Source organism: Mesorhizobium norvegicum (assembly GCF_004919685.1).
Lineage (GTDB): Bacteria > Pseudomonadota > Alphaproteobacteria > Rhizobiales > Rhizobiaceae > Mesorhizobium > Mesorhizobium norvegicum.
Window position 1 is genome coordinate 85,757 of record NZ_SMYZ01000038.1, and the last position, 23,606, is coordinate 109,362.

Annotated in this window: 24 protein-coding genes; 18 read left to right on the forward strand and 6 right to left on the reverse strand. The window is 58.4% G+C overall.

Annotated elements, in window-relative coordinates:
- Positions 1-9: 9 nt before the first annotated feature.
- The 6 genes from trbK-alt to FCU66_RS15245 are packed head-to-tail and all read left to right on the forward strand — an operon-like array spanning position 10 to position 4,921.
- Positions 10-378: a putative entry exclusion protein TrbK-alt gene (gene trbK-alt / locus FCU66_RS15220; protein WP_136616904.1), complete on the forward strand. Its 369-nt coding sequence runs from the start codon at positions 10-12 to the stop codon at positions 376-378.
- A complete protein-coding gene (gene trbL, locus FCU66_RS15225) occupies positions 375-1,745 on the forward strand; it encodes a P-type conjugative transfer protein TrbL (RefSeq protein ID WP_136616903.1) in 1,371 nt (456 codons plus the stop codon). The genes trbK-alt and trbL overlap by 4 nt, the downstream gene beginning before the upstream one ends.
- Positions 1,742-2,428, forward strand: a complete 687-nt coding sequence (trbF, locus tag FCU66_RS15230) for a conjugal transfer protein TrbF (protein WP_136616902.1) — start codon at positions 1,742-1,744, stop codon at positions 2,426-2,428. The genes trbL and trbF overlap by 4 nt, the downstream gene beginning before the upstream one ends.
- A 47-nt stretch (positions 2,429-2,475) precedes the next feature.
- On the forward strand, positions 2,476-3,489 hold the full coding sequence (gene trbG, locus FCU66_RS15235; RefSeq protein ID WP_246093911.1) for a P-type conjugative transfer protein TrbG: 1,014 nt from the start codon (positions 2,476-2,478) through the stop codon (positions 3,487-3,489).
- On the forward strand, positions 3,486-4,700 hold the full coding sequence (locus FCU66_RS15240) for a TraB/TrbI/VirB10 family type IV secretion system protein (protein WP_136616900.1): 1,215 nt from the start codon (positions 3,486-3,488) through the stop codon (positions 4,698-4,700). Before trbG ends, FCU66_RS15240 begins: the two co-directional genes overlap by 4 nt.
- Positions 4,697-4,921: a DUF2274 domain-containing protein gene (locus FCU66_RS15245; RefSeq protein ID WP_136616899.1), complete on the forward strand. Its 225-nt coding sequence runs from the start codon at positions 4,697-4,699 to the stop codon at positions 4,919-4,921. Before FCU66_RS15240 ends, FCU66_RS15245 begins: the two co-directional genes overlap by 4 nt.
- Here the strand turns inward: FCU66_RS15245 and FCU66_RS15250 are convergent.
- From FCU66_RS15250 to FCU66_RS15270, 4 genes are all read right to left on the reverse strand, one after another.
- Positions 4,913-5,332, reverse strand: a complete 420-nt coding sequence (locus FCU66_RS15250; RefSeq protein WP_136616898.1) for a LysR family transcriptional regulator — start codon at positions 5,330-5,332, stop codon at positions 4,913-4,915. The genes FCU66_RS15245 and FCU66_RS15250 overlap by 9 nt on opposite strands.
- Positions 5,333-5,347: 15 nt before the next feature.
- The gene (locus FCU66_RS15255; protein WP_136616897.1) at positions 5,348-5,956 is read right to left on the reverse strand and encodes an acyl-homoserine-lactone synthase; all 609 of its coding nucleotides are present in this window, start codon (positions 5,954-5,956) and stop codon (positions 5,348-5,350) included.
- A gap of 81 nt (positions 5,957-6,037) precedes the next feature.
- A complete protein-coding gene (locus FCU66_RS15260) occupies positions 6,038-6,790 on the reverse strand; it encodes a helix-turn-helix transcriptional regulator (RefSeq protein WP_136616896.1) in 753 nt (250 codons plus the stop codon).
- A gap of 392 nt (positions 6,791-7,182) precedes the next feature.
- Positions 7,183-8,337, reverse strand: a complete 1,155-nt coding sequence (locus FCU66_RS15270) for a DmpA family aminopeptidase (protein ID WP_136616894.1) — start codon at positions 8,335-8,337, stop codon at positions 7,183-7,185.
- Positions 8,338-8,749: 412 nt separating this feature from the next.
- On the opposite strand from FCU66_RS15270, the gene FCU66_RS15275 reads away from it, so the two are divergent.
- The 4 genes from FCU66_RS15275 to FCU66_RS15290 all read left to right on the forward strand — a co-directional run bounded on the left by FCU66_RS15275 (position 8,750) and on the right by FCU66_RS15290 (position 12,991).
- The gene (locus FCU66_RS15275) at positions 8,750-9,742 is read left to right on the forward strand and encodes an ABC transporter permease (RefSeq protein ID WP_168991782.1); all 993 of its coding nucleotides are present in this window, start codon (positions 8,750-8,752) and stop codon (positions 9,740-9,742) included.
- Between the two features lie 2 nt (positions 9,743-9,744).
- A complete protein-coding gene (locus tag FCU66_RS15280; protein ID WP_168991781.1) occupies positions 9,745-10,419 on the forward strand; it encodes an ABC transporter permease in 675 nt (224 codons plus the stop codon).
- Between the two features lie 129 nt (positions 10,420-10,548).
- Positions 10,549-11,328: a transporter substrate-binding domain-containing protein gene (locus FCU66_RS15285; protein ID WP_168991780.1), complete on the forward strand. Its 780-nt coding sequence runs from the start codon at positions 10,549-10,551 to the stop codon at positions 11,326-11,328.
- The gene (locus FCU66_RS15290; protein WP_342778164.1) at positions 11,270-12,991 is read left to right on the forward strand and encodes a N,N-dimethylformamidase beta subunit family domain-containing protein; all 1,722 of its coding nucleotides are present in this window, start codon (positions 11,270-11,272) and stop codon (positions 12,989-12,991) included. Before FCU66_RS15285 ends, FCU66_RS15290 begins: the two co-directional genes overlap by 59 nt.
- A 146-nt stretch (positions 12,992-13,137) precedes the next feature.
- Here the strand turns inward: FCU66_RS15290 and speB are convergent, their stop codons facing one another.
- Entirely contained in the window at positions 13,138-14,085 is a 948-nt protein-coding gene (speB, locus tag FCU66_RS15295) for an agmatinase (RefSeq protein WP_136616889.1), read from the reverse strand.
- Positions 14,086-14,275: 190 nt separating this feature from the next.
- On the opposite strand from speB, the gene FCU66_RS15300 reads away from it, so the two are divergent.
- The 5 genes from FCU66_RS15300 (at position 14,276) to FCU66_RS15320 (ending at position 19,657) form a co-directional block, all read left to right on the forward strand.
- Positions 14,276-15,229: a LysR family transcriptional regulator gene (locus FCU66_RS15300; protein ID WP_136616888.1), complete on the forward strand. Its 954-nt coding sequence runs from the start codon at positions 14,276-14,278 to the stop codon at positions 15,227-15,229.
- 326 nt (positions 15,230-15,555) lie between these two features.
- Positions 15,556-16,308: an amino acid ABC transporter ATP-binding protein gene (locus FCU66_RS15305; RefSeq protein ID WP_281285527.1), complete on the forward strand. Its 753-nt coding sequence runs from the start codon at positions 15,556-15,558 to the stop codon at positions 16,306-16,308.
- A 61-nt stretch (positions 16,309-16,369) separates the two neighbouring features.
- Positions 16,370-17,677, forward strand: coding sequence for an aminotransferase class III-fold pyridoxal phosphate-dependent enzyme (locus FCU66_RS15310; protein WP_136616886.1), 1,308 nt, complete (start codon positions 16,370-16,372; stop codon positions 17,675-17,677).
- A 13-nt stretch (positions 17,678-17,690) separates the two neighbouring features.
- Positions 17,691-18,068, forward strand: a complete 378-nt coding sequence (locus FCU66_RS15315) for a nuclear transport factor 2 family protein (protein WP_168991779.1) — start codon at positions 17,691-17,693, stop codon at positions 18,066-18,068.
- A gap of 161 nt (positions 18,069-18,229) precedes the next feature.
- Positions 18,230-19,657 carry an NAD-dependent succinate-semialdehyde dehydrogenase gene (locus tag FCU66_RS15320; RefSeq protein ID WP_136616980.1) on the forward strand — a complete coding sequence of 476 codons (1,428 nt, stop codon included), beginning with the start codon at positions 18,230-18,232 and terminating at the stop codon, positions 19,655-19,657.
- A 224-nt stretch (positions 19,658-19,881) separates the two neighbouring features.
- On the opposite strand, the gene FCU66_RS15325 is transcribed toward FCU66_RS15320, so the two are convergent.
- The gene (locus FCU66_RS15325; protein ID WP_246093912.1) at positions 19,882-20,319 is read right to left on the reverse strand and encodes a tyrosine-type recombinase/integrase; all 438 of its coding nucleotides are present in this window, start codon (positions 20,317-20,319) and stop codon (positions 19,882-19,884) included.
- A 170-nt stretch (positions 20,320-20,489) separates the two neighbouring features.
- Here FCU66_RS15325 and FCU66_RS15330 point away from each other — a divergent pair, with 170 nt between their 5' ends.
- From FCU66_RS15330 to FCU66_RS15340, 3 genes are read left to right on the forward strand one after another with little or no spacing between them, the layout of a single operon-like run.
- Positions 20,490-21,857: an aspartate aminotransferase family protein gene (locus tag FCU66_RS15330; RefSeq protein WP_136616884.1), complete on the forward strand. Its 1,368-nt coding sequence runs from the start codon at positions 20,490-20,492 to the stop codon at positions 21,855-21,857.
- A gap of 28 nt (positions 21,858-21,885) precedes the next feature.
- Entirely contained in the window at positions 21,886-22,575 is a 690-nt protein-coding gene (locus FCU66_RS15335; protein WP_136616883.1) for a GntR family transcriptional regulator, read from the forward strand.
- Positions 22,572-23,603, forward strand: coding sequence for an aldo/keto reductase (locus tag FCU66_RS15340; RefSeq protein WP_136616882.1), 1,032 nt, complete (start codon positions 22,572-22,574; stop codon positions 23,601-23,603). The genes FCU66_RS15335 and FCU66_RS15340 overlap by 4 nt, the downstream gene beginning before the upstream one ends.
- Positions 23,604-23,606 lie beyond the last annotated feature (3 nt).

A 23,606-nucleotide genomic window follows, 5' to 3' on the forward strand; every position in this document is an offset into this window, starting at 1 on the left:
CTGGTCACCATGGATCTCAAGATCGCCGCCCGGATGACAGCCGTTCTCGCCCTTGGCGCCGCCATGACCGCCGCCTTCATGGCGTTGCGCGGCGACGGCTCGCAGGACGCGTCCTCCCCGCGCTTCGCACGTCCGGGCGGCGAGCCGGCAGGAGTCGAACTTGCGCGTTGCCGGAACATCGGCATGGCCGCGATCGCCGACGAAGCCTGCAGGAAGGCCTGGGCGGAAAACCGCCGGCGTTTCCTTCGGCCGGCACAGCCTGCAACGCCGTACGCAGTTCCGTCAGTCGAGAAGGACCATAGCCGGCTCCTGCCCCTTCAGCCGTCGATGCCCCTGGGTGAGCAAGATCAACGCCGCCCGAACACGGTGACGCCATGAATGACACCGGCGTCATCGACCGCTTCCTGGAGACGTTTACCCGCTACATCGATTCAGGCTTCGGCCTGCTCGGCGGCGAGGTCGCCTTTCTCACCTCGACGCTAATCGTCATCGACATCACGCTCGCTGGACTGTTCTGGGCCTGGGGCGCGGACGAGGACATACTGCACCGGCTGGTGAAGAAGACGCTCTACATCGGCTTCTTCGCCTTCATCATCGGCAATTTCAATCGTCTCGCCGGCATCGTCTTCGAGAGTTTTTCCGGGCTCGGCCTGAAGGCGGGAGGATCAGCACTTTCCGGCTCCGCACTGCTGCAGCCTGGGCGCGTCGCCCAGGTCGGCATTGATGCCGGCAATCCGATCCTTGAGGCCGCAAGCCAGCTGATGGGCTACGTTTCCTTCTTCGAGAATTTTGTCCAGATCGCGGTGTTGATGATCGCCTGGGCGATCGTGCTCATCGCCTTTTTCATTCTGGCCGTGCAGATCTTCGTCACGCTAATCGAGTTCAAGCTGACGACGCTTGCCGGCTTCGTGTTGATACCCTTCGCACTCTTCAACCGGACCGCTTTCCTTGCGGAAAAAGTGCTCGGCAACATCGTTGCCTCCGGCGTCAAGATCCTGGTGCTCGCCGTCATCGTCGGCATAGGCTCGGGTCTCTTCGGCGAATTCACCCAAGGTTTTGGGGCTGAACAACCGACGATCACGGATGCGCTGTCGCTCGTTCTCGGCGCTCTGTCCCTGATGGGGCTTTCGATCTTCGGTCCCGGCATCGCGACGGGCCTGGTTTCCGGTGCGCCGCAGCTTGGCGCCGGCGCTGCTGTGGGCACCGGCCTCGCTGCCGCTGGTCTAGGTGCTGCTGGTGCCATGGGCGCCCGCGCCGGATTGAGCGGCGGCGCAAGTGCGCTCAGTGCAGGTGGACGCATGTCAGCGGCCGCCGCACGTGGTGGCGCGCATTTGGCCGGCAGCACCTCGACAGCTTACGGCCTCGCCGCCGCAACATCCGGACAGAGCGGTGCTGGCTCGATCGCCGCCGGCATTGCCGGGGTCGCCAAGGCTGGTGCCGGCGCTGCCGTTCAGCCGGTGAAGCAGGCAATGTCGCGCGCGGCTTCAGCCCTGTCTTCCAGCCAGCAGGCTGGCCGCTCGGCTGCATGGACCGCAACGGGTGGAGAGCAGCCAGCAGCAGCTGCTGCTTCAGGGCGTGCGTCGACAACTGAATCCGGCGCTGGATCGCCGCCCGCATGGGCCAACCGCATGAAGCGCGGCCAGGCCATGAGCCATGGCGCGGGCATGGCCGCGCATTCCGTCCGGTCCGGCGATCACGGCGGCGGCTCGATGAATGTTTCCCTCAATCAGGACGACCGCCGATGAACCTCTTCAAACGACCTTCCGTTCGTTACGGAACGACGCCTCAACCGGAGACGCCGTACCAACGTGCTGCGCAAGTCTGGGATGAGCGCATCGGCGCGGCTCGCGTGCAAGCGAAAAACTGGCGGCTGATGGCCTTCGGCGTGCTGATTCTGGCAAGCGGTTTCGCCGCCGCGCTGATCTGGCAGTCGACGCGTGGCACGATCGTGCCCTGGGTCGTGCAGGTCGACAAGCTCGGCGAGGCGCAAGTGGTCGCTTCAGCTGTCGCCGACTATCGGCCGACTGATCCGCAGATCGCATGGCATCTCGCCCGCTTCATCGAACAGGTGAGAAGCATCCCGGACGATCCCGTCATTGTCCGCCAGAACTGGCTGCGTGCCTACGACTACACGACCGACCGCGGCGCCGTCTCGCTGAACGACTACGCCCGCCTGAACGACCCTTTTGCCAAGGTCGGCAAAATCCAGATCGCGGTCGAGGTCTCCAGCGTCATCCGGGCCTCGCCAGATTCGTTCCGTGTCGCCTGGGTCGAGCGCCGTTACGAGAACGGAAGCCTGGCCAGCACCGAACGCTGGACCGCCATCCTCACGATCGTCACTCAACAACCCCGCGATGCCGACCGGCTGAAGGCCAATCCGCTCGGCGTCTATGTCAACGCCATCAACTGGTCGAAGGAGCTTTCATGATGTGTGCGGCACGAACAGACAAGAAGACGGAACATACAGCGCGCACCATGACGAAGGCGCGTGTGCTTGTCCTGGCACTGCTGTCGGCGACAGCACTCGCCGGCTGCGCCTCGAAAAAATACATTCCGCCGGAGATCCAATACGACGATGCTGTGCCTGCCGTGCAGAAGGCCGATCCGCCTGGTGCGGTGAAGGTGGTGGAGCTGCCGAAACCGCTTCCGCTGCCCGGCCAGTTGAAGCCGATAGAGACCAGTAAGGCTAAGGCGGAGCCGGCCGATCCCAAACAGAGGATCAGCCAGGCCAATGAGGCCGCGCGAATGCAGCCTGTCCGCGATGGTTTTATCAACGCGATCCAGCTGTATCCCTGGAGTGAAGGCGCGCTGTACCAGATCTATGCCGCGCCCGGCCAGGTCACCGACATCGCGCTGCAGCCGGGCGAGCAGCTTGTTGGCTCCGGTCCTGTCGCTGCCGGCGACACTGTGCGCTGGATCATCGGCGACACGCAGAGCGGGGCAGGGGATCGGCTTCAGGTCCACATCCTCGTCAAGCCGACGAGGCCCGATCTCCAGACCAACCTTGTCATCAACAGCGATCGTCGTACCTATCATCTCGAGCTGCGATCGACCGAAAGCACCTACATGGCATCGGTTTCATGGCAGTATCCGCAAGATCAGCTGATCGCGCTCCGGCGCCAGAACGCACAGGTTTCCGCCGCGCAGCCGGTCGCTGCCGGCGTCGACATCCAGAAACTCAACTTCCGCTACCGCATCGAGGGCGACACGGCGCCGTGGAAGCCGCTGCGTGTGTTCGATGACGGCACAAAAGTCTATATCGAATTCCCGTCCGGCATCGCTCAGGGTGAGATGCCGCCGCTCTTCGTCATCGGCCCATCGGGCGGCTCGGAACTGGTCAACTACCGCGCTCGGCAAAACTACTATGTCGTTGACCGGCTGTTCGCCGCAGCTGAACTGAGGCTCGGCGACAAGACGAGCGAGAGGCGTGTCAGAATCGTGCGCACTGACGGGAAAAGACCGCCGCGCAGCGCGGGGCTGTTCCGATGAGCGACGTTGCAGATTCCCCGAACGTGGACATCAGAGCCGACCTGCGTCTGAGGCCCGAGCCCGCCAGCGTCACGCGCCTTTCGCGCAAGGTGCTGATCGGTCTTGGTGGAGTGGCCAGCGTTGCGATCCTCGGCACACTGATCTGGGCGCTCGACACCAGGCGGCGCGGCAACGATGAGCCTTCCGAACTCTTCACTACTGAAAACCGCTCGACCGCCGATGGATTGCAGACATTGCCGAAGGACTATGCCGGCGTTCCGAAACTCGGGCCAGCGCTGCCAGGCGATCTCGGCCGGCCGATCCTGCGTGCACAGGAGCAGGGCAGGCCGGTCATTGCGCCCGGCATAACCTCGCCCCGCGTCGATCCGGAAGAACAGCGCCGCCTCGCCGAGATCGAGGCCGCGCGCATTGCAAAGCTCTTTACCGATACCAACACGCGGACAAATCCAGGGCGGCAGGGTGCTGTCGAAGGAGAAGCCATGGCGGGGTCCATGTCCGGTCTGACGCTCCCTACAGAACAGCGCCCGCTCGACACCGGCGCCACTCCAGACATCCAGGACCGCAAGCTCGCCTTCGTCAATGCGAATCCGGATCGCCGCACCGTGAGTCCTGACCGTCTCGCCGGGAAAGCCTCGCCATATGTTGTGCAGGCCGGGTCTGTCATTCCGGCCGCCTTGATCACCGGCATCCGATCCGACTTGCCGGGCCAGATCACCGCCCAGGTTACCGAGAACGTCTATGACAGTCCGACAGGATCCTATCTCCTGATCCCGCAGGGCGCGAGGCTGATCGGCCAGTACGACAGTCAGGTCGCTTTCGGCCAGTCACGCGTGCTGTTGGTCTGGAACCGGCTGATCTTGCCCGACGGAAATTCGATTGTACTCGAGCGTCAGCAGGGTTCGGACGCCCAAGGGTTGTCCGGACTTGAGGACGAGGTCGACCATCACTGGGGGCAGCTGTTCAAGGCGGCGGCGCTTTCGACATTGTTGGGCGCCGGCTCCAGCATCGGTTCCAGCGACAACGAGAGCGATATCGCCAAGGCGATCAGAGAAAGCGCTCAAAACTCGACGAGCACTGTTGGCCAGCAGATCGTGGGCCGCCAACTCGATGTCCAGCCGACCCTGACAGTACGCCCTGGATTTCCGGTTCGCGTGATCGTCAACCGGGATCTGGTGCTTGCGCCATACGGTGATGAGAGGCCGCATTCATGACTAAGCTCAAGCTCGCCACCATTCCTGATGATCGACAGGTCAAGATGACGATCGATTTGCCTGCCGCAGTTCACCGAGATCTTGTTGCCTACGCGGAGGTGCTAAGCCGTGAGACAGGCCAGACAGTCGCTCCTGCAAAGTTGGTCACGCCGATGCTGACACGATTCATGGCGACGGACCGTGCCTTCAGCCGAGCCCGGCGCGAACCTAAGTCAGAGTGAGCGAGTCGCGGCACGTTTGTCCTCCACGAAGCGCAGGGCGATATCAGGCCTGCGCCGGACGAAATCCGCAACGGCATCAAGGAACGCGATTGCGTGCACGGACGCATCGAAGCCGATCGACATGGCGCCAGCTTCTAGGCCTCGATGTGTGTTGACCATGGCGAGTGCTTCATCGAGGTCGATCAGAACGCGGCGCAGATTGCGCAGAAATTCCGCGCCGTCCAAGGTAGGCCGGACACCGCCCGCGTGACGTTCAAACAGGACCGTTCCAAGCGAGTCCTCTAGGTCACGGATGCGCCGGCTGAGGGCGGAATGGTGGATTCCCATGTGTCGAGAGGCGCCGAGGAAACTGCCTTCCTCGGCGACGACAACTGCGCAATCGAGTGTAATGAGCTGGACGCGTCGCCGCATAGCACTTCGTCGTGCTCAATTGTCTACGGTGCCGGCTCGCGGGCTCGGTTTACGCATCTCGTTCAATCTGGCGAGCGTCCGCTCGTCGAAACTGGCAGTTACAGCCATCGTTTCCTCGCCGCCGATGACCCGCGGTAGGCCAAGCGGTGTGACCCGAAAATGGAGTTGAACGAGCCGCAGCAGCCAGAGTGGATTCATCTCGATGATGATTGTGTCGACTCCTCGGCCTAGTCCCCATTCGACGATACCGGAAAGGAGCGCGTTCGCCACAGGACTGAGGATCCTGCCGCGCTCGCGATGACCGGCTTCGACGCAATAGCGGGTCCACTCCCAGATGTTCGGACCGGCGGGTGGTAAGCCTTCGCAGAGATCCGAAAGGACTTCGGTGAGAAGGTGCGGCCTGATGGAAGGAAGCATCCGTTGATAACCGATGACGTGACCGTCCGCGATAAAAAGCATGTGAACGGCGTGTTCGTCATCGAAGCGGTCCGTTTCGAGCCCGTTCTCCTGCGCAAGCTCAATCCACCTCTTCTCATCTACAAAGACTTTGTGGCGAAGTCGAAATGCCTCGTCCATTTCCTGGCGGTAGGAACTGAAGTTTTCGGCAGTCACAATGTGGAGCATCTGTCGTCCTCCGGTGCTGAAGTTCGACTGACACTGCGACGTTCATCTGCACTCGGATATCACGTGATCCCGTGAGCTTGTTCAGGAAATAAGACCGAGTCTGAATGCCTCGGCGACGGCGTGAATGGTGCTCGTCACGCCCAGCCTATTGCGTACGATACGCAAATGGGTGTCTGCAGTGTTACTGCTGATGGTCAGGCGCCCAGCAATCTGGTCGACAGTTAGCCCCTCCGCGGCCCAATGGAGCACGTCAAGCTGACGTCGCGACAGCTGAATATGCTTCCGCGGCCGCTCACCCCTGACTAGAACGGAAGCGGATCCAAAAGCACAGGCGGCAACGAGTTGGAAAGCCATGCGCTGGATTGGATCCGCCTCGAGCTTTTTTCCCGCAATTGAAACACCTACCGGCAGGCGTTCAATAGTCGAAAATGCCACCGTAAATCCATCAGACAGGTCGAACTCTGTCGCTTCATTCATGATTCGGCGACCGACGGCGGAGACGTTGCAGAGCGCTCCTACTTCGTTCCAAGTAAATGGAAGACAGCACTGTCTCACAAGACGAATAGTCGGGTCGCGATAGAGGTATCCGCTCGAAAAATATCGGTTTGACCACTCTTCGGGCCACGCATCGAGAAGGACATGTGACAGCTGTTCGCGACGCGATGCAGATGGTGGTGGGATAGCACCAGCGAGAAGATTTGTCGCGCCTAAACATCCCGCGAATGCGAGCAGACAGTCGCAGACATCCTGCAACGTCCGGCTTTCCTGGATGTCTGAAATATATCGGCCGGTCTCTTCAAGCTGGCGGCGCCAACTATAAGTCTTTCCCCGCACTGCTTCTAACCACCTAAAGTCCTCGGTGTATCTGAAATCGTTTCACTCGGCGTCTCGGGATTTCGTGTCCAACAGTTTGGAGCTCGTCCGCCGAGAAGATGCGAGCTCGGTTTATTACTGGCGACGGCCAGCGACAGCGAGTTGAAAAGTGCTCCGCAATCCTTGCCATCTGGCTTCGACTGCGGAGCACGCTTCCGCCTTGGGAGGCAAGCCTATGCAACAATTATTGAGAACAACGAATGGTTTGCCATCTCTCGGGGTGACACACAGCACCGGTCTTTCCCACGTCTCAACGGCGGTGTTGAAGTTCGTCGCGAAACAGCGTTGTCCATTTGTTTTTACGCGGTTCCTGACGGAAAACCGTGCCGCACTTTTCCGGGATTGCTTCAACCTCACTTCGCCTGCTGCCTGCCGTACAGCCCGAGAAGCTGTTTCAGCTTGTCGTGAGGCAGACCGAACAGGGTGTAGCCGTCCCCGCCCGTCATCGTGTCGGCAGCCACCAGGGCGTTGACGATCGCCTCCTCCGTAGCCTCCACCGTCGCCTGGAACACGGGGTCAAGCTGCCCCGTGGCCAGCATCGGGCCTTCATTTATCTTTTCGTCGGGCACGTCGTTCGCGGCGGAGGTCGTGGAGAAGGAGACGATCAGGTCGCCGGACCCGTTGCCCGAAAAAGAACCGAGCCGGCCGAGACCCAACGAAGCGCGCCTTGCCACGCGGTTCAGCTGGATGGAATTCAACGGAACGTCGGTCGCCACGACGACGATGATCGACCCGTCGTCGGGAACCGGCTTTCCGCCGCTGCCGTCGGCCTGGCACTCCGGGTTCTTTTTCTCGATGGATTGGCCCGGCGCGTAGCACGGCAGCCATTTTGCCGCCAGTTCTCGTCCGACCGGAACGCCCGAAATGCGAAGGACCTGCCGCGCGCCCGTGTTGCATTGAACGAGCACCCCCACGGTGTAGGGTTTTTTGTCGATGGAGATCGCTCGCGATGCCGTGCCGATGCCGCCCTTGAAGCCGAAGCACCGCATGCCGGTGCCTCCGCCGACATTGCCCTCGGCGACCGGGCCTCCATTGGCGCGGTCGATCGCCTCCATCGCGTGCTCCGGCTTGACGTGGAAGCCCTGGATGTCATTCATCCCGCCGTCCCACGTCTCCGCCACGACCGGCGTCACCGCCTCGCCGAATTTCTGCGCGGACCACCGCTGTATGCCGGCATAGACCTGCCCGATGGCGTTGGTGTTGGAAATGCCAATGGGGCCATAAACGAGGCCGAGGTCCTGCAGGTAGGACTGGCCGGTCATTTCCCCATAGCCATTCAGGTTGAAGAAGCCGCCATTCACCGGCTTCGAACTGGCGTGGCCTCTCGGCAGAACGACCGTCACGCCGGTCCGGACCGGACCTTGCCCCACACTGATCCGACCGTCCCCTTCGATCAAGGTGACATGGCCTACCTCGACGCCGGCAACGTCGGTAATCGCGTTGAGCTTGCCCGGCGTCCCGTCGAAATCTACGCCCAGGTCGCGGGCGCGTTCCCTGGATGCCGCCATGCCACTCGACAGCGATGCCGCAAGCAGGACCGGAATGAATTTCTTAAGCACGCCAAACCTCCCAAACCCGTGGTTCGGGCAACCTTATCGCTCTTGAAAGACAGACAAATAGCGACGCGGGTAATATTGCATCGGATTGGTCGATGTATCACGATACGGTTCTCGTGCAGTGTCGCTCTTCTCTGGCCCGCGCGTTGACACTTACATGGGTTCGACGCGTGCCCGGCAATAGCCTGCGGATATTCATGTCCTCCGTCATGACGGGGAAGTGGGCTCATTCCGGCGATTTCATTGCTGCTGTTCTCCGATTGCCCTTCAACACCCTCAGTCCTTCAGATAGGAGCCTCATCCGCAAACCGTCCCGCTAAACGCTATGTCCACGGCTGCGTTCAGTTCGTCTCAAAATATGCTCTTGAGCAAGGTCAGCGTCGTTTGTGTCGCGGGTACAAAACAGCTGCGCCTCCTCAATTCTGCATTGGGGTCCGTTATCGATGCAACGCCGACGTTTGGTGGTCGCGTACGTTCTTATATTCCATCGGCTCCCAGCTGGTTACGTATGACCGCTTGCCGAAGCGGCCGCCTTGGAGCGGGTCGATACATCTGCATTCACGATGTATGCGCAACATATTGCGGATTTAACATTCTAAAGATTGCACTCACTAATCCATTCCATTGGTTGGGCGGCAAGGGGATATGGCGCATGGAGCTAGTGGGTTTCAGTGCCGGTGGCTGGGGCTGGTCGTTTCTAAGTGGTCTGGTCGTCACCGTGGAAGTGGCAATCCTTGCCCTGCCGCTGGGACTGTTTTTCGGCCTCTTGATTGCATTGGGGAGGCAAAGCAAATCGCGCCTTCTCAGGATTGCATCGATTGGCTACGCGAATGCATTCCAGGCGATCCCAGAATTGTTGACTATCTTTGCTATCTACCATGGCTGCTCCCATCTCATTCAGCTTCTGATGTCGGGCCTCGATATCCAGACGTCGTGGACCGTTCCGGGTGTTGCGGCTGGGTCGTTTGCTCTCAGTCTCGTGTTCGCTGCGTATTCAAGCGAGATCTGGTTGGGTGCTCTGGCGGGCATCGGGCGGGGCCAATACGAAGCAGCAATGTCTCTCGGACTTTCGGGCATCGTCTCCTTGAGAATTGTCGTACTGCCTCAGGCCTTCCGGCTCGCTCTTCCTGGGCTCGGTAATCTCTGGATCATCCTCCTGAAAGATACCGCGCTTGTATCGCTAATATCTGTCTCCGAGTTTATGAGAGAAGTAAACCTGGCGGTTGCGGCAACACATAGATACTTCGTTCTCTATCTATTCGCCTGTCTGGGTTACATCGTTCTGACAAAGATATCGGAGTTTGTTCTCGAACGATTGAATCTGAGAGCAAGTCGCCACCTTGTGCGGGCGGCATGATCATGGATACTTCGCTGGTCGTCGACAACGCCGGACGTCTCTACGAAGGGTTCAAGCTAACGCTTGCATTGGTGGGATTGTCTGCCGCCTGCGCCGCAATCGTGACCGTCCCATTGGTGTTGGGATTGCGCTCGAATGCATGGGCGCCGCGCGCTGTTTCCGGTGCGTATGTCACCTTCTTTCGCGGGTCTCCGCTCCTGGCTCAGCTTTTCCTGATCTACTATGGGAGTGGCCAATTTCGACCGCTGTTGGAGTATCTCGGCGTCTGGTGGCTTTTCCGCGACGCGTTCTTCTGCAGCGTTCTGGCATTTGCCCTTAATTCAGCGGCCTACACCGCAGTTTTGGTGAAGGGAGCGATCGATGCGCTACCCGAAGGGCAATGGGAAGCTGCTGCTGCTCTTGGGCTTGGCTGGTTCGCTACGCTGCGAAAAGTCATTTTGCCCCAAGCTATCCGAGTAGCCTTGCCTGGCTACGGGAATGAGATCGTTCTCCTAACCAAGGCAAGCTCCATAACAATGGCTGTTACCCTGTACGAGTTACTTGGAGTTATAAAAGTAATATATTCGAGAACATTTGATATAACCATATATATCTGGGCCGCTGCCATATATATCGTCATTGTCTCTGCGATCAGGCTCGGCTTTGCGCTGTTGGAGCGATCATTTTTTCGATGGTGATGTTTTGCGATGGCCCGGCAACAGATCCCGGCGGGAACGGCAGCGATCGATTCAAGAGTGTGCGGCAAGGAGTGGGCTGCCTCAGACGCTCAGAGAAATAACAAGTGTTTAACAAGGGAGAGCAAGCAAATGAAATCAACAAATCACTACAAGGCACTATTCGCGGTGGCCTCGCTGTCACTCAGTGTCTCGTCGGCAATGGCTGAGCAGCGCACGTTAAAAATTGGCACCGATGGCCTCTATCCTCCTTTCAGCGTCGTTGACAACTCAGGCAAGATAACCGGTCTCGACATTGAAATCGGCGATGCGATTTGCGCCAAGCTGAACGCAAAGTGCGAATGGACGGCGCAAGACTTCGAAGGCTTGATACCCGCCGTCCAGAACGGCCGCTACGACATGGTTATCGCCTCGCACTCGATCACGGCTGAACGAAAGAAAGTCGTGGACATGATCAAGTATTACAACAACTCCGCGAGCTTCGTGATTCGAAAGGATAGCGACGGCTCCGACCTGTCCCCCGCCAAATTCGCAGGAAAAGCCGTAGGCGCCCAAACCGGGACGGTCCATGCTTCCTATCTTGAGAAAAACTTTTCAGGAGCGACCCTGAAATTCTATCCTTCCCAAATCGAGGCCTATGCCGATCTCAGCGCCGGTCGGATCGATGCCGTCATGGGGGATACCCCGACTCTCTACACGTGGGTACAAGGCGAGGGGAAGGATTGCTGCAAGGTCTCGGAAGCCAAGATTACGGATCCATCCGTTGGAGACGGCGCCGGGATCGTCATCAAGAAAGGCAATGAGCCATTGCATTCGGAGGTCCAGAGGGCCGTCGATCTGATGTGGTCAGACGGTGAGTTTGACACGCTTTGGGCCAAATACTTTCCTTTCCGCATCGGTAACGACAAGTGACCAGAATCCTCGCGCCATGAGCGGCCAATCTCAAGCCCAATCCTCCGGTGTTGATTGGCGGCGCGAGGCTGTGCAGGGAAACTACGCCGAAAGGCCCCCCTCCGGTCCAGGGGGGCCGATCCGGATATGGTTATATTCAGATCGCATTTCGTACGGACCAGGCGACCCCATTCGAATCTCGGTCAACACCAACGCGCAACGCTATTCGCTCGAAATATACCGGGACGGCGCCCATCGTCAGCTGGTGTTTCGCCGTGATGGTATTCCAGGCACTTGGTCGGCCACAGACGTCAATTGTTCGGAGCTGGGCTGCGACTGGCCGGTTTCGGCAATCGTATCCGATACAGAAAGCTGGCGTTCAGGCGGTTTTGTTATCAAGGCTTTCGCCACATCCGGCAGTGATGGCGTTGTCGCCGAGAGCGAGCACGTCGTCATCATCGGCCCGGATCGTCAAACGCGGACGACCGGGATCAATGACAGGCTGCTTCTGATAGCGGCGACGGCCACATGGACAGCCTATAATGATTGGGGCGGCTCCAATCATTATCAGGGACTGTCCGGGCCCAAAGGAAATGATTTCTCGCCGCGTCTGAGCATTCGGCGACCTTACGCCCGCGGTTTCGTCAGCATTCCCGATGAGGCTCCACGTGCAGTGCTGCTGGATCAGCCCGGCATTCTGGAAGAACCGGAATACCCGCATATGGAGTGGGCCTATCGCAATGGATACAGCAAAAAATATGTTTCCGCGGGATGGGCAAGTTTCGAACGAAGATTTGTGATTTGGGCCGAGAAAGAGGGCTACCAAGTCGACGTAATATCTCAGACCGATCTGCACAACGATCCAACCATTCTGTTCGGTTACCGATGTGTGGCGACCATCGGCCATGACGAATATTGGTCGTGGGAAATGCGTGATGCGATAGATGCCTATGTCGAAGGCGGCGGCTGTATCGCGAGGTTCGCCGGAAATTTCATGTGGCAGATCCGGCTGGAGGACGGTGGGAGTACGCAAGTTTGCTACAAGTATACAGCTCGTGATCGAGATCCATTGATGACAACGGGGCCCAGGCATCTCGTGACCGAGTCCTGGGAGGCGGGCGAAATAGGGCGACCCGGTGCCTCGACGTTCGGCCTCAACGCTACCCAAGGCATGTATGCGAGCTGGTCCGGATGTTCACCCCGTGGGGCCAAGGGATTTCCTCTCTACCGTCCGGATCATTGGGCATTCGCGCAAACTGGACTGTATTACGGGGACATCATTGGCGGCCAGAGCGGCGTATTCGGCTACGAGGTTGATGGGATTGGCTACGAAATCCGCGGGGGCCTGCCATTCGTTGCTCCCGGAATGGTAGCACCTGCTGGTATGGAAATACTGGCTCTAGGCCTGTCGTCGACCATGGAGGAGGGGGATTCGATAAAGACAGGCCAGACGTTTTTAGGACGGGAAGATGCAGAGTATGTCGCCATGGTTCTAACCGGGTCGGCCGATGAGGCAAGCATCGAGAAGACGAAAAGGGGATGTGGCGCAATCGTTCACTTCGAACGCGGAAAGGGGCAAGTCTTTCATGCCGGAAGTTCCGATTGGATAATGGGGCTTGTGCGTGATGACCAGATCGTTGCGCAGATCACCAGGAATGTTCTTGACCGATTTCTGGCCCTTTAGCGGATCAGCGATTTCAAGAGCAGCCGTCGAACAGGTTCCGCGCCAAAGTTCCTTGCGACAGGGCCAGCCTCGGGAAGATTTTTTTGCGAGCGCTTGAGTATGGAACGTCGGAAAGGCTGGCGCGTCGCACGCGCCAGCCCAACCCCCTATCTGCTGATCACGCCAGGCATGACACAAAGCAGTTCAAAAAGTAGGTTTGCAGCGGTGATCGCTGTTGTTCCCGTAGTGTCGTAAGGTGGAGACACTTCAACCAGATCGGCGCCGACGATATTCAACCCTTTGCACCCCCGAATGATTTCCAGGGCCTGGATGGTTGTGAGCCCACCGATCTCCGGCGTCCCCGTGCCAGGGGCGATTCCGGGATCGAGGCTGTCGATATCGTAACTCACGTAGACAGGGCCGTCGCCCATCTGCTGTCGGACTTCGGCCATCAGCGGAGTAAGCGACTTATGCCAGCAGTCTTCCGCCGTGACGACGCGGAATCCCTGCCCACGCGGCCAGTCGAAATCTTCTGCGGCGTAACCGGACCCTCTTAGCCCTATCTGAACCACACGCTTGCAGTCCAGAAGACCTTCCTCGACAGCGCGCCGGAACGGTGTTCCATGCGCAATGGCTTCGCCAAACTGATGCTCATTGATGTCGGCGTGTGCATCGATATGGATGAGCCCGACTGGACCGTGCTTGCGCGCCATCGCTTGCAGGATCGGATATGTGAGGGTGTGGTCTCCCCCTATTGCGAGCGGCTTGCAGTCGAACTTCAAGATGCCGTCGAAGAATTGCGAGATTATGCGCACCGACTTCTTCAAATCATAAGGGTTCGTCGGGACATCTCCAATGTCCGCGACCTGGAGGCTGTCGAACGGGGCGGCTCCAGTTCCCATATTGTAGGGGCGGATCATCACCGATTCAGCGCGAACCTGACGAGGACCAAACCGTGCACCACTCCGGTTCGACGTGCCAATATCCATGGGTACGCCGACAAAACAGGCGTCCAGTCCCTTCGCGTCCGGCGCGTGAGGTAACCTCATCATCGTCGTAATACCTGCGAAGCGTGGCATGTCATTGCCGCCAAGCGGTTGATTGAATGTGGTCATAGTTGCTTCTCCAAATTCTCTTTTTCAGCCGGCATATGCGCGGTGGGCAAAACGAGAGCTCTCAAAATCGGGTCGCCCATCAACGGGCGATCCATGGCGAATTTCTTGCGTCAGAAAAATAGCGATTAACCTGTGTTGTATCGGGCATGCCGATGTAACATTTTGAATTTGCCGATGAGGAGGGAATGTTATGCGACGCGTTCACGACATTGATCTCAAGTTGCTTCGTACATTTCGCGCGATCGTCGAGGCGGGCGGCCTCGTCGGGGCGCAGCTCACTTTGAACGTGTCTCAATCGACGCTTTCCACGCAACTGGCCGATCTCGAGAAAAGGCTCGGGTTTCGCGTGTGCTACCGAGGTCGATCAGGATTTGCGCTCACAAAGGCCGGGCAGCAGACCTACGACGCGTGTGGGGACCTGTTCTCAGCCGCCGACCGGTTTCAGAATACCGCTGCCTCGATCTCGGGTGAACTCAAGGGTGTATTGCGGCTAGGCATAGCGGACGCGATGATTACCAACCGGGCTTGGGACTTGTCGGCAATTCTCGGTGAGTTCAACGACCGCGCCAAGAAGACCGTGATCGAGATCTTCATGGACTCGCCTGGCAATATGGAGCGGTTAGTCATCGAAGGGGCGCGAGACGTTACGATCGCCGGCGCATTTACCCGAAAAACCGTCGGCGTCGTCTATATCCCTCTCTTCAATGAGCAGCACGCGATCTTCTGCGCAAACGATCATCCACTGGCAAGCCAGGAACTCGTTGAGACCGCCGAGTTGAAACGCTATGCTTTTGTCGCGCGCCGCTATCTGCACCGATACGATCTCGAGCGAGTTGGGCACCTCAACCCCGGTGCAGTCGTAGAGGAGATAGAGTCGCAAGCGCTTCTGATACAATCAGGCCGCTTCATCGGCTATCTGCCCGTGCACTACGCTGACATCCTGCCTTCGCTTACGAGGGTGAGAACTACAGACGGCACCGACTATTATTCGCCTTTCTACCTTCTTCACAAAACCAACGCCGAAGAAAACCTTCTCGTCAGAAATTTCGTCAACAGAGTTCGAGAATTTAAAATTCGGAAATCAGCGCAGCATTCGCAGTCGATACAGCCCCTTGAAGGCGGTATCGGCCGAAAAAGGCGCTAGCGCTTATATTCGATTTTTCGATGTAAGGCGCTAAAAGATCGAATAGACGGAAACGTCTCACGACCGCTAGCTGCTCCCGTCTATGCGCCGCTGTGGCGAAGATGGGAGCTGCGATGCGAACCGTTGTGATCAATATCCATCTCGCGCCGGCGGTCGCTGGCCTGCGCCTCCGTCGGCGAACAGCGTTTCCGTTTCCTTTGGGAGGATTTTCGACAGGCCGGTTCATCGCGCCTGTCAGCCCTCGTGTCGTGGACGTTCTGGCACTCGACGGTGCCGGCGAACTCCGCTTGCAGCGCGCAACCTGAACTACCTGACCGAGATAGAAAATGACCTCAGGCTCACCAATGATCAGCCTTGACAGGATCCATAAATCCTATGGGTCGCTGCAGGTGCTCAAGAGCATAAGCCTCGCCGTTACTGCTGGCGAGCGGGTGGTGCTATGCGGCCCCTCGGGATCGGGAAAAAGCACTCTGATCAGGTGTATCAACGGTTTGGAAACGCGGACCAGCGGGCAGATTCTGGTAAATGGTCACGAGTTGCACCCCAACTGTGAAAACATTGTCGATCTCAACGGCGAGGTTGGCATGGTCTTCCAGCAATTCAATCTGTTTCCACACCTGACTGTGCTGCAGAACCTGATGCTGGCGCCGAGAATTGTGAGGAAACTGTCTCGTGAGGAGACACGGGCTCGGGCCTTGCGCCTCTTGGAGCGTGTGAAGATCGCGGACAAGGCTGATGCGTATCCGGGACAGTTGTCAGGCGGACAGCAGCAGCGTGTCGCAATCGCGCGTGCCCTTTGTATGCAGCCGAAGGTGATGCTGTTTGACGAGCCTACCTCCGCCCTGGACCCCGAGATGGTCAAGGAAGTCCTCGACGTCATGATCGATCTGGCTCGGGAAGGCATGACGATGATCGTCGTCACTCACGAGATGGGGTTTGCAAGGACAGTGGCTGATCGAGTGATCTTCATGGATGGCGGGGTGATCGTGGAAGAAGACGCGCCGGCGTCATTCTTTGCCAGGCCGAAGCATCCGCGTACGAAGGAATTCCTTCGGCAAGTGTACGAACACATCCACTAGTCGCGCATCGCGCCCACATACCGGAAAAGCCATCAAACGCTTACATCTAAGGAGGCTCCGCATGAGCAGACTTCTGCAAACTGGACTCAATGCGGGCAAGGACCCGCTCATCAAAGTGATCGACGGGGAAGGTGTTTATTTCGTTCTCGCGGACGGTCGCCGGCTGATCGATGGAAGCAATACAGGCGGTCCGCTCGGCCACAAGCATCCCGTTATGGTGGAGGCAATGAAGAAGGCGGCTTCGAACCCGGTCATCAACGAAGGTTGGTTCTGGGCTGAACGTGAGGCCGCTGCCGAGGACCTGATCGATATCGCCTTCGGCGAAGAGAAAAGTTGGGTTGGGGCCGTCCGTTTTTTCCTCAGTGGCAGCGAGGCCAACGACCTAGCGCTGACATTCTGCCAGGCTCTAACCGGGCGCAGAGAACTGGCCACACGCGAACGCGCCTATCACGGTATGGCTGGCCTCGCTCGCCAGATGACAGTGCAGCCGCACTGGCATGGCGGCCTTGCCCTTCAAGGTGGTGGCAGCAAGCCAGTTCCATCGCAAGCTTCGGTCCGTATCCTCCCAGCTCCTGTCAATGCGAAGTATGGCGGCGTTTCCGACAATCGGCCCCTCGCCGAGCGAATGGCGGGTACGGAAGAGATACTGTCTTCGGTCGCGGCAACGATCATAGATTACACGCAAGGCGGCATCTATTACGATTCCGGATATCAGGATTATGTTGCCAATGCCGCCCGCAAGGCAGGGTCGTTGTGGATCGCCGATGAGGTCGTGACGGGCCTAGGTCGTAGTGGTCGCTGGTTCGCGTTCCAAGGCGGCGAAACCCGTCCAGACATCGTGACGCTCGGGAAGTGCCTGGCTGGTGGATCCGCCCCAGCCGGAGCCGTCGTGATGTCGAAGGACGTTGTAGACCAGATGAAGGACAAGAGCTGGCAGACCTATAGCACCTTCCGCGCGCACCCAAGCGCGGTCTCGGCCATAAGGGCTTACCTTTCCGTGATGGCGGATGGACAAATCATCCGCCGCGTCAAAGAGCTTGAGACGCGGATGCAGCAACGGCTCGTCGAGATCGCTCGCAAGCATCCGAGCGTTGCCCGCGTCGACGGCTTTGGTCTGCATTGGACCATCGAGTTGCACGGTCCCGACTGGCGCCACTGGTATGCAGACACGATCGAGGCGCCGATTGCATCGCGTGTTGCTGCTCAGGCCATCGAGGCCGGTGCCGTCATAGGCACCAGCGGCGAACAGACTTCGCTCTTTCTCGCGCCTTCGTTCATCATTTCCGACGACGAACTGGATACGCTCATCTCTGCTCTCGATCATGGCCTAGAACTCGCCGATGCCGAGTTCGAGCGTGGCGCCGCCTAGACGAGGACAGGATATGGACACGACAAACGCAGCCACGAAAGCGGTCCGCAAGGCGGCACAGATGTATCTGGACGCGCTGTTCTTCGGAGACGTCCAAGGGTTTCGCTCCGTCTTCCATCCTCAGGCACAGCTTTACTCTGCCACTGATGGAAAACTCATCAACCTGACTGTCGATGCATACATGGACATGGTCGCTAGCCGCCCGTCCCCTCAAGAGAAGGGCGATCACCGCCAGGATGAAATCCTTTCAGTGTCCGTGGGCAGTCCGACGACAGCACATGTTCGGGTCAAAGACGTCTACTTGCCCAAAAGGTTTGTCGACGATCTCACCTTCGTGCAGCTCGACGGCAAGTGGCAAATCGTTTCGAAGGTCTGGCACTTCGATTTGTGACTTAGGATGCTTGCGGGATTTTTCAAAGACGCGTGGCTCCACAAGATACCATCGGCATCGCACGCCACGTTGTACCGGCGGTCTCGCCGTTCTCGTTGAGGAGGTAGGAAACCTTGGTCGCATCGGACTTGGCATCGAAGTTGAAAGATTCCACTCTGTTCATGGAAAAGGCTCTTGTCGCCGGCCAATGGACAAGAGCTCGAAGCGGAGCCACGTTCGACGTTATCGACCCAGCCACCGGGCAAAAGATTGCCGCAGTCCCGGATCTTGGGGCGGACGAGGTTAACCTGGCGATAGCCGCCGCTTACCGGGCGCAGAAGCCCTGGGCAAAGTTCACCGCGAAAGATCGCGCATCGAGCCTGCGCACGTTCTATGACCTGATCGTGGCAAACGCAGACGATTTGGCGATCATCCTTACCGCGGAGATGGGCAAGCCTCTGCAGGAGGCTAAAACCGAGGTGCTTTACGGGGCAGCCTACGTCGAATGGTTTGCCGAGCAAGCCAAGCGCATCGATGGCGACGTAATCCCAAGCTATCAGCTCGACAAGCGTATCTTCGTCGTGAAGAGGCCGGTCGGTGTTGTTGGCGCCATTACGCCATGGAATTTCCCGAGCGCCATGCTCGCGCGCAAGCTCGCGCCGGCGCTGGCCGTTGGCTGCTCGCTCGTCGCGAAACCTGCTGCGCAGACGCCGCTGTCGGCACTTGCACTCGGTGTGCTCGCCGAACGCGCCGGCCTGCCCCCTGGTGTGTTCAATATCGTCACCTCCACAGACGCTGCAATGGTTGGATCGACGCTGTGCGCCAGCGAACTGGTCAAGAAGATTTCTTTCACCGGTTCAACAAATGTCGGCCGGATCTTGATGCGACAGGGAGCTGATCAGATCAAAAAGCTCAGCCTCGAGCTTGGCGGCAACGCCCCATTCATCGTGTTCGACGACGCCGATCTCGAGGCCGCGGTTGAAGGAGCGGTTGCGGCCAAGTTCCGCAACGCCGGACAGACGTGTGTCAGCGCGAACCGCATATACGTTCAATCCGGAATATACGATACGTTCGCGGAAAAATTCTCCCGGCGCGTCAGCCGCCTGAGGGTCGGCAACGGTTTTGCGGAAGGGTCCGAACTTGGTCCGCTGATTGATGCGAACGCAGTGAAGAAGGTCAACGCACATCTGGAAAACGCGCTTTCCCTAGGCGCACGCGTCACAGTAGGGGGCGAGCCCAACAGGGCATCCGACCAGTTTTTCCTGCCGACTGTCCTGGTCAACGTCACTTCTGAAATGACAATCGCTCGGGAGGAGACTTTTGGTCCGCTTGCGCCGCTCTTCTCATTCGACACGGAAGAAGAGGTTATTGCGATGGCGAACGATACCGAGTTCGGTCTCGCAGGATATTTTTATTCGCGTGATCTCGGCCGGATATTCCGCGTCGCAGAGGAGCTGGAAACGGGAATGGTAGGCATTAACACCGGCCAGATCTCAAGCGAGATGGCGCCATTTGGCGGAATCAAACAGTCTGGCCTTGGTCGGGAGGGTTCTAAGTACGGAGCGGATGACTACTTAGATATCAAATACGTGTGCCTCAGCGTTGGATAGCCGCTAACCCATTGTTTTTCTAAGCTCCTACGGCCTTCGAGCCCACAATTTTCTTGGAAGACATCGGGGCCAAGCGGGACCAGTCCGCTATAGGTATCGGTAGCTGCGCCTCCGCGGTTCGAACCTGCGCCATGGCCGGCGCAGGCTTGATGAGAGGCACACCGGTCAGAGACGGAATGTAGCCGCGCAGGCACCCCAGACGATTTGGCGAACACAGCACTTGGCTATGCTGCAAGCGTTTCGACGTCGACATCCTCGTCAGCCGCGACCTCAGGAAACAGACGCGAAAGAGCGGCCCCTCTTGCCGGGCGATCGAGGGCGTACGATGTTCGCGTAAAGCGCATTCCCTCCAGAAGTCCATCGATGTACCCTGCGGTTGTGTCAGCCGCCATGATCAGCGCGGTATCAACGGTATGGATGTATCGGCTCGTCACTGTGCCACGCGAATGACCGAGCAGAGCCGCAACGGTAGCTTCTGTGAAACCGAGGTCGTTGGCGATGCTGGCGAAGCTATGGCGGAGCACGTGGGGCGTTATGTCCTCGAGTGTGGTCCCCTTGAGAACCTTCTTCCAATATTTAGGGAAGCCAACCAGCGGCTTACCCTCGACCGTGCCCGGAAAGACGAAGGTGTCTTGCTCATTCCTGCTTAGATCATCCGTCATGTCCAGGACCGGCAGCCCGACAGGCCTTACAGAGACCCCTTCCTTGCTGTCCTCGAAGCGAAGTCAAAATCATAGCGATCCGGCCTTTTTCGTTGCTCGAAACGCTAAACGGCATCTCGACAACGCGTTCACATAATGTATACTTTAATACATTAACTCGGGAAGCTAACATGAATGCAGCGGTCGAAGGCCTGGTGGGATCCTTGAAACAGTCGGCAGGTCCGAACGAACACAGAAACAGCGTCCTCGTCGATGCGGTCGATCAGGCGATGCAGCTGTACGCATCAAAGAACCAAGGCAGCAGGAAACTTTTCGAGCGTGCACAAAAATCGATGCCGGGTGGGAACACCCGGAGCGCGCTGCATTTCGATCCATTCCCCCTCTATGTCAGCGATAGCGCGGGTGCGTACATTCGCGACATCGATGATCACCGATACCTCGATGTTCTCGGGGAATTCACCGCCGGAATTTACGGTCATGCAGATAACCGCATTCAGAGGGCAGTGATTTCAGCCTCGGAACGCGGCGTATCCAATGGTGCTCCAGGCGCGGCGGAGATCGAGCTCGCAGAACTCGTCTGTGCCCGGTTTCCAGGGATAGAAACTGTTCGGTTCTGCAATTCCGGAACAGAGGCAAATCTATACGCGCTAACCCTAGCAAGAATCGCAACTGGCCGTCGGAAGCTGCTGTGTTTTTCGGGCGCCTATCATGGCGGCGTCTTTGTCTTCGGCGGTGGCGGTAGCACAATGAATGTCCCGTTCGACTGGACCGTGTGCCGTTACAATGACGATAAAGGGGTCGCAGAAACGATCAATAGGTTGGGGTCGGATTTGGCGGCAATAATCATTGAGCCGATGATGAGCAATGGCGGCTGCATAGCGGCAAGGGCTGAGTTCCTGCGGATGCTCCGCGAGCGATGCACTGCCGTTGGAGCGCTGCTGATTTTCGACGAGGTGGTGACGTCCAGAATGGGCCCAGGTGGACTGCAGCAGATTCACGGAGTCCTCCCCGATATTACAACTCTGGGAAAGTACCTTGGCGCCGGCTTTTCCTTCGGCGCTTTTGGTGGCCGTGCTCAAATAATGGATCTGATGAATCCCATGCGGTCCGACGCTCTTCCTCATGCCGGTACGTTCAACAATAACGTGTACTCGATGTCGGTCGGTGCGGTAGGCTTGAAGGACGTATTTACGACGGAGCAATCCCAGAGGCTTTTTGATGAAGGGGAAAAACTGCGAGACCGGCTAAACAAAACCGCCAAGGCTATATCGCCCGCGGTTCAATTCACTGGCTGTGGCTCCGTGATGAACATCCATTTCGTCCGCGGCGAGATCAGCTGCCCCGAGGACGTTGCACACGAATCGAAGGATCTCATGAAGCTGTTTCACTTCGATCTCCTCGATGCGGGTGTTTACGCGGCACGCAGGGGGCAAATCAATCTCAGCTTGCCAATGACGCAGCAAGACCACGATATGATAGTCACGGCGGTGGCCGGATTCCTGCAGCGGCGAAAGCCGCTGATTGACGCGACAATTTGAAATCGACAGCACCAATTCTGGGTAGGCCATGACATTCGAACCGCAATTCAAGCATCGCAATCTTCCCGATCAGGTAGCGGAACATATCGTTGTTTTGCTGGCGAATGGCGATTTGCAACCCGGACAGCGGTTGTTCGAGAAAGATATTTGTCAGCTCCTGGGCGTCAGTCGAATCCCGGTTCGCGAGGCCCTTCGAATTCTCCAGACGCAGGGCGTTGTCACGACGGAACCCAATCGTGGGACCTTCATCACTGAGTTCGGATCGGATGAGACATCGGAGATGCTTGAGGTGCGCCTAAGCGTCGAGCGGATCGCACTTCGGCGCCTGCTGAAACAGGTTGCTGCCCGGCCTGAAATCATCAGCGAGCTGCAGGATTCGATCGACGAAATGCGTCGGGCGGCCAAGCTGTCCGACCAGCTTGCATACTGCCGCGCTGACCTGAGATTCCACAGCCGGATGGTGGAGCTTTCGCAAAGCCCGGTACTCAAGCCGATCTGGGATTCGCTCGCTCGTGGTGTCCTGGTTTTTCTCATGCAAGAGAGGAATGTCGCCTTCGACTACGAAGCATCGATCCGCGACCACGAACTGCTTGTCGAGATGATCCGCGACCGGAAGCGAGGCGCCCTTGATCAGGAGATCGAGCGCCACATCATGGGATATCTAAAACAGCATCGTGAAGTGCAGTCGGAAGCGCAGAAGGCGGCGAAGGCCCAATGACCGCTTCGTCGAGAAAGCTGGGACGCAGCGGCGTCTTGCTATCGCCCGTTGGTTTGGGTGGGGTTCCACTTGGCGAAATCTATGCCCGTGTAGACGAGACTGCTGCGCAGGAGACGATGTCGGCGGCATGGGACGCAGGCATCCGCTACTACGACACGTCGCCCTGGTATGGGCGCGGATTGAGCGAACTGCGCTTCGGCACCCTGCTGCGGCAAAAGCCGCGCGGCGAATTCGTGCTGTCTACGAAAGTTGGTCGTACGTTTCACCGGCCGAGCGATCCGGCATCTTTCAAGGGCGAATTCTGGGCTGGCGGTCTGCCTTTCGAGCACCGGTTCGACTACACCTATGAAGGGATCATGCGTTCTTATGACCAGAGCCTGATGCGGCTGGGGCTGAACACGATCGATCTTCTGCTTATCCATGATCTTGACGTCGCCGAAATCGGATCCGAAGACCTCGTGAAACATCACTTCAGGGATTTGGAGCGATCCGGATGGCGCGCCCTGGAAGCACTTCGCCGTTCGGGCGAGATTTCGGCCATTGGGGCTGGCGTCAACATCCTTGGCACAATCCCGGAATTTCTCCGACGCTTCGACCTCAACTTTTTCCTGGTGGCGATGCCTTACACGCTCCTCGATCAGAATGTGCTCAACGAAGAATTTCCACTTTGCCGAGAGCGAGGTGTTGGGATCATCGTAGGCTCTCCTTACGCGTCCGGAATCCTAGCTACGGGCACGACGACCACCAATCCCTATTACAACTACCTGCCCGCAACCCCGGCTATTCTTGAAAAAACAAAGCGGATAGAGGCGGTCTGCCTCCGACACGACGTTCCACTCAAAGCAGCCGCATTCCAGTTCCCGCTCCGCCATCCAATTGTTGCCAGCGTCGTGTCGGGGGCCGGAACGCCGACCCAGGCAACAGAGAACGCGCGCTTGCTGGACGTCAGCATCCCGCAGGATTTCTGGCAAGAATTGATGTCTCTCGGCCTCTTGCACCCCGACAGTCCCCTAGCCAAGGCGGCGTAGGCG

What these genes read in the sequence shown, in the direction of transcription:
- trbK-alt (WP_136616904.1), top strand. Translation starts at nt 10, where the DNA reads ATGGATCTCAAGATCGCCGCCCGGATGACAGCCGTTCTCGCCCTTGGC.
- trbL (WP_136616903.1), top strand. Translation starts at nt 375, where the DNA reads ATGAATGACACCGGCGTCATCGACCGCTTCCTGGAGACGTTTACCCGC.
- trbF (WP_136616902.1), top strand. Translation starts at nt 1,742, where the DNA reads ATGAACCTCTTCAAACGACCTTCCGTTCGTTACGGAACGACGCCTCAA.
- trbG (WP_246093911.1), top strand. Translation starts at nt 2,476, where the DNA reads ATGACGAAGGCGCGTGTGCTTGTCCTGGCACTGCTGTCGGCGACAGCA.
- FCU66_RS15240 (WP_136616900.1), top strand. Translation starts at nt 3,486, where the DNA reads ATGAGCGACGTTGCAGATTCCCCGAACGTGGACATCAGAGCCGACCTG.
- FCU66_RS15245 (WP_136616899.1), top strand. Translation starts at nt 4,697, where the DNA reads ATGACTAAGCTCAAGCTCGCCACCATTCCTGATGATCGACAGGTCAAG.
- FCU66_RS15250 (WP_136616898.1), bottom strand. Translation starts at nt 5,332, where the DNA reads ATGCGGCGACGCGTCCAGCTCATTACACTCGATTGCGCAGTTGTCGTC.
- FCU66_RS15255 (WP_136616897.1), bottom strand. Translation starts at nt 5,956, where the DNA reads ATGCTCCACATTGTGACTGCCGAAAACTTCAGTTCCTACCGCCAGGAA.
- FCU66_RS15270 (WP_136616894.1), bottom strand. Translation starts at nt 8,337, where the DNA reads ATGGCGGCATCCAGGGAACGCGCCCGCGACCTGGGCGTAGATTTCGAC.
- FCU66_RS15280 (WP_168991781.1), top strand. Translation starts at nt 9,745, where the DNA reads ATGGATACTTCGCTGGTCGTCGACAACGCCGGACGTCTCTACGAAGGG.
- FCU66_RS15285 (WP_168991780.1), top strand. Translation starts at nt 10,549, where the DNA reads ATGAAATCAACAAATCACTACAAGGCACTATTCGCGGTGGCCTCGCTG.
- speB (WP_136616889.1), bottom strand. Translation starts at nt 14,085, where the DNA reads ATGACCACATTCAATCAACCGCTTGGCGGCAATGACATGCCACGCTTC.
- FCU66_RS15300 (WP_136616888.1), top strand. Translation starts at nt 14,276, where the DNA reads ATGCGACGCGTTCACGACATTGATCTCAAGTTGCTTCGTACATTTCGC.
- FCU66_RS15305 (WP_281285527.1), top strand. Translation starts at nt 15,556, where the DNA reads ATGACCTCAGGCTCACCAATGATCAGCCTTGACAGGATCCATAAATCC.
- FCU66_RS15310 (WP_136616886.1), top strand. Translation starts at nt 16,370, where the DNA reads ATGAGCAGACTTCTGCAAACTGGACTCAATGCGGGCAAGGACCCGCTC.
- FCU66_RS15315 (WP_168991779.1), top strand. Translation starts at nt 17,691, where the DNA reads ATGGACACGACAAACGCAGCCACGAAAGCGGTCCGCAAGGCGGCACAG.
- FCU66_RS15320 (WP_136616980.1), top strand. Translation starts at nt 18,230, where the DNA reads ATGGAAAAGGCTCTTGTCGCCGGCCAATGGACAAGAGCTCGAAGCGGA.
- FCU66_RS15325 (WP_246093912.1), bottom strand. Translation starts at nt 20,319, where the DNA reads ATGACGGATGATCTAAGCAGGAATGAGCAAGACACCTTCGTCTTTCCG.
- FCU66_RS15330 (WP_136616884.1), top strand. Translation starts at nt 20,490, where the DNA reads ATGAATGCAGCGGTCGAAGGCCTGGTGGGATCCTTGAAACAGTCGGCA.
- FCU66_RS15335 (WP_136616883.1), top strand. Translation starts at nt 21,886, where the DNA reads ATGACATTCGAACCGCAATTCAAGCATCGCAATCTTCCCGATCAGGTA.
- FCU66_RS15340 (WP_136616882.1), top strand. Translation starts at nt 22,572, where the DNA reads ATGACCGCTTCGTCGAGAAAGCTGGGACGCAGCGGCGTCTTGCTATCG.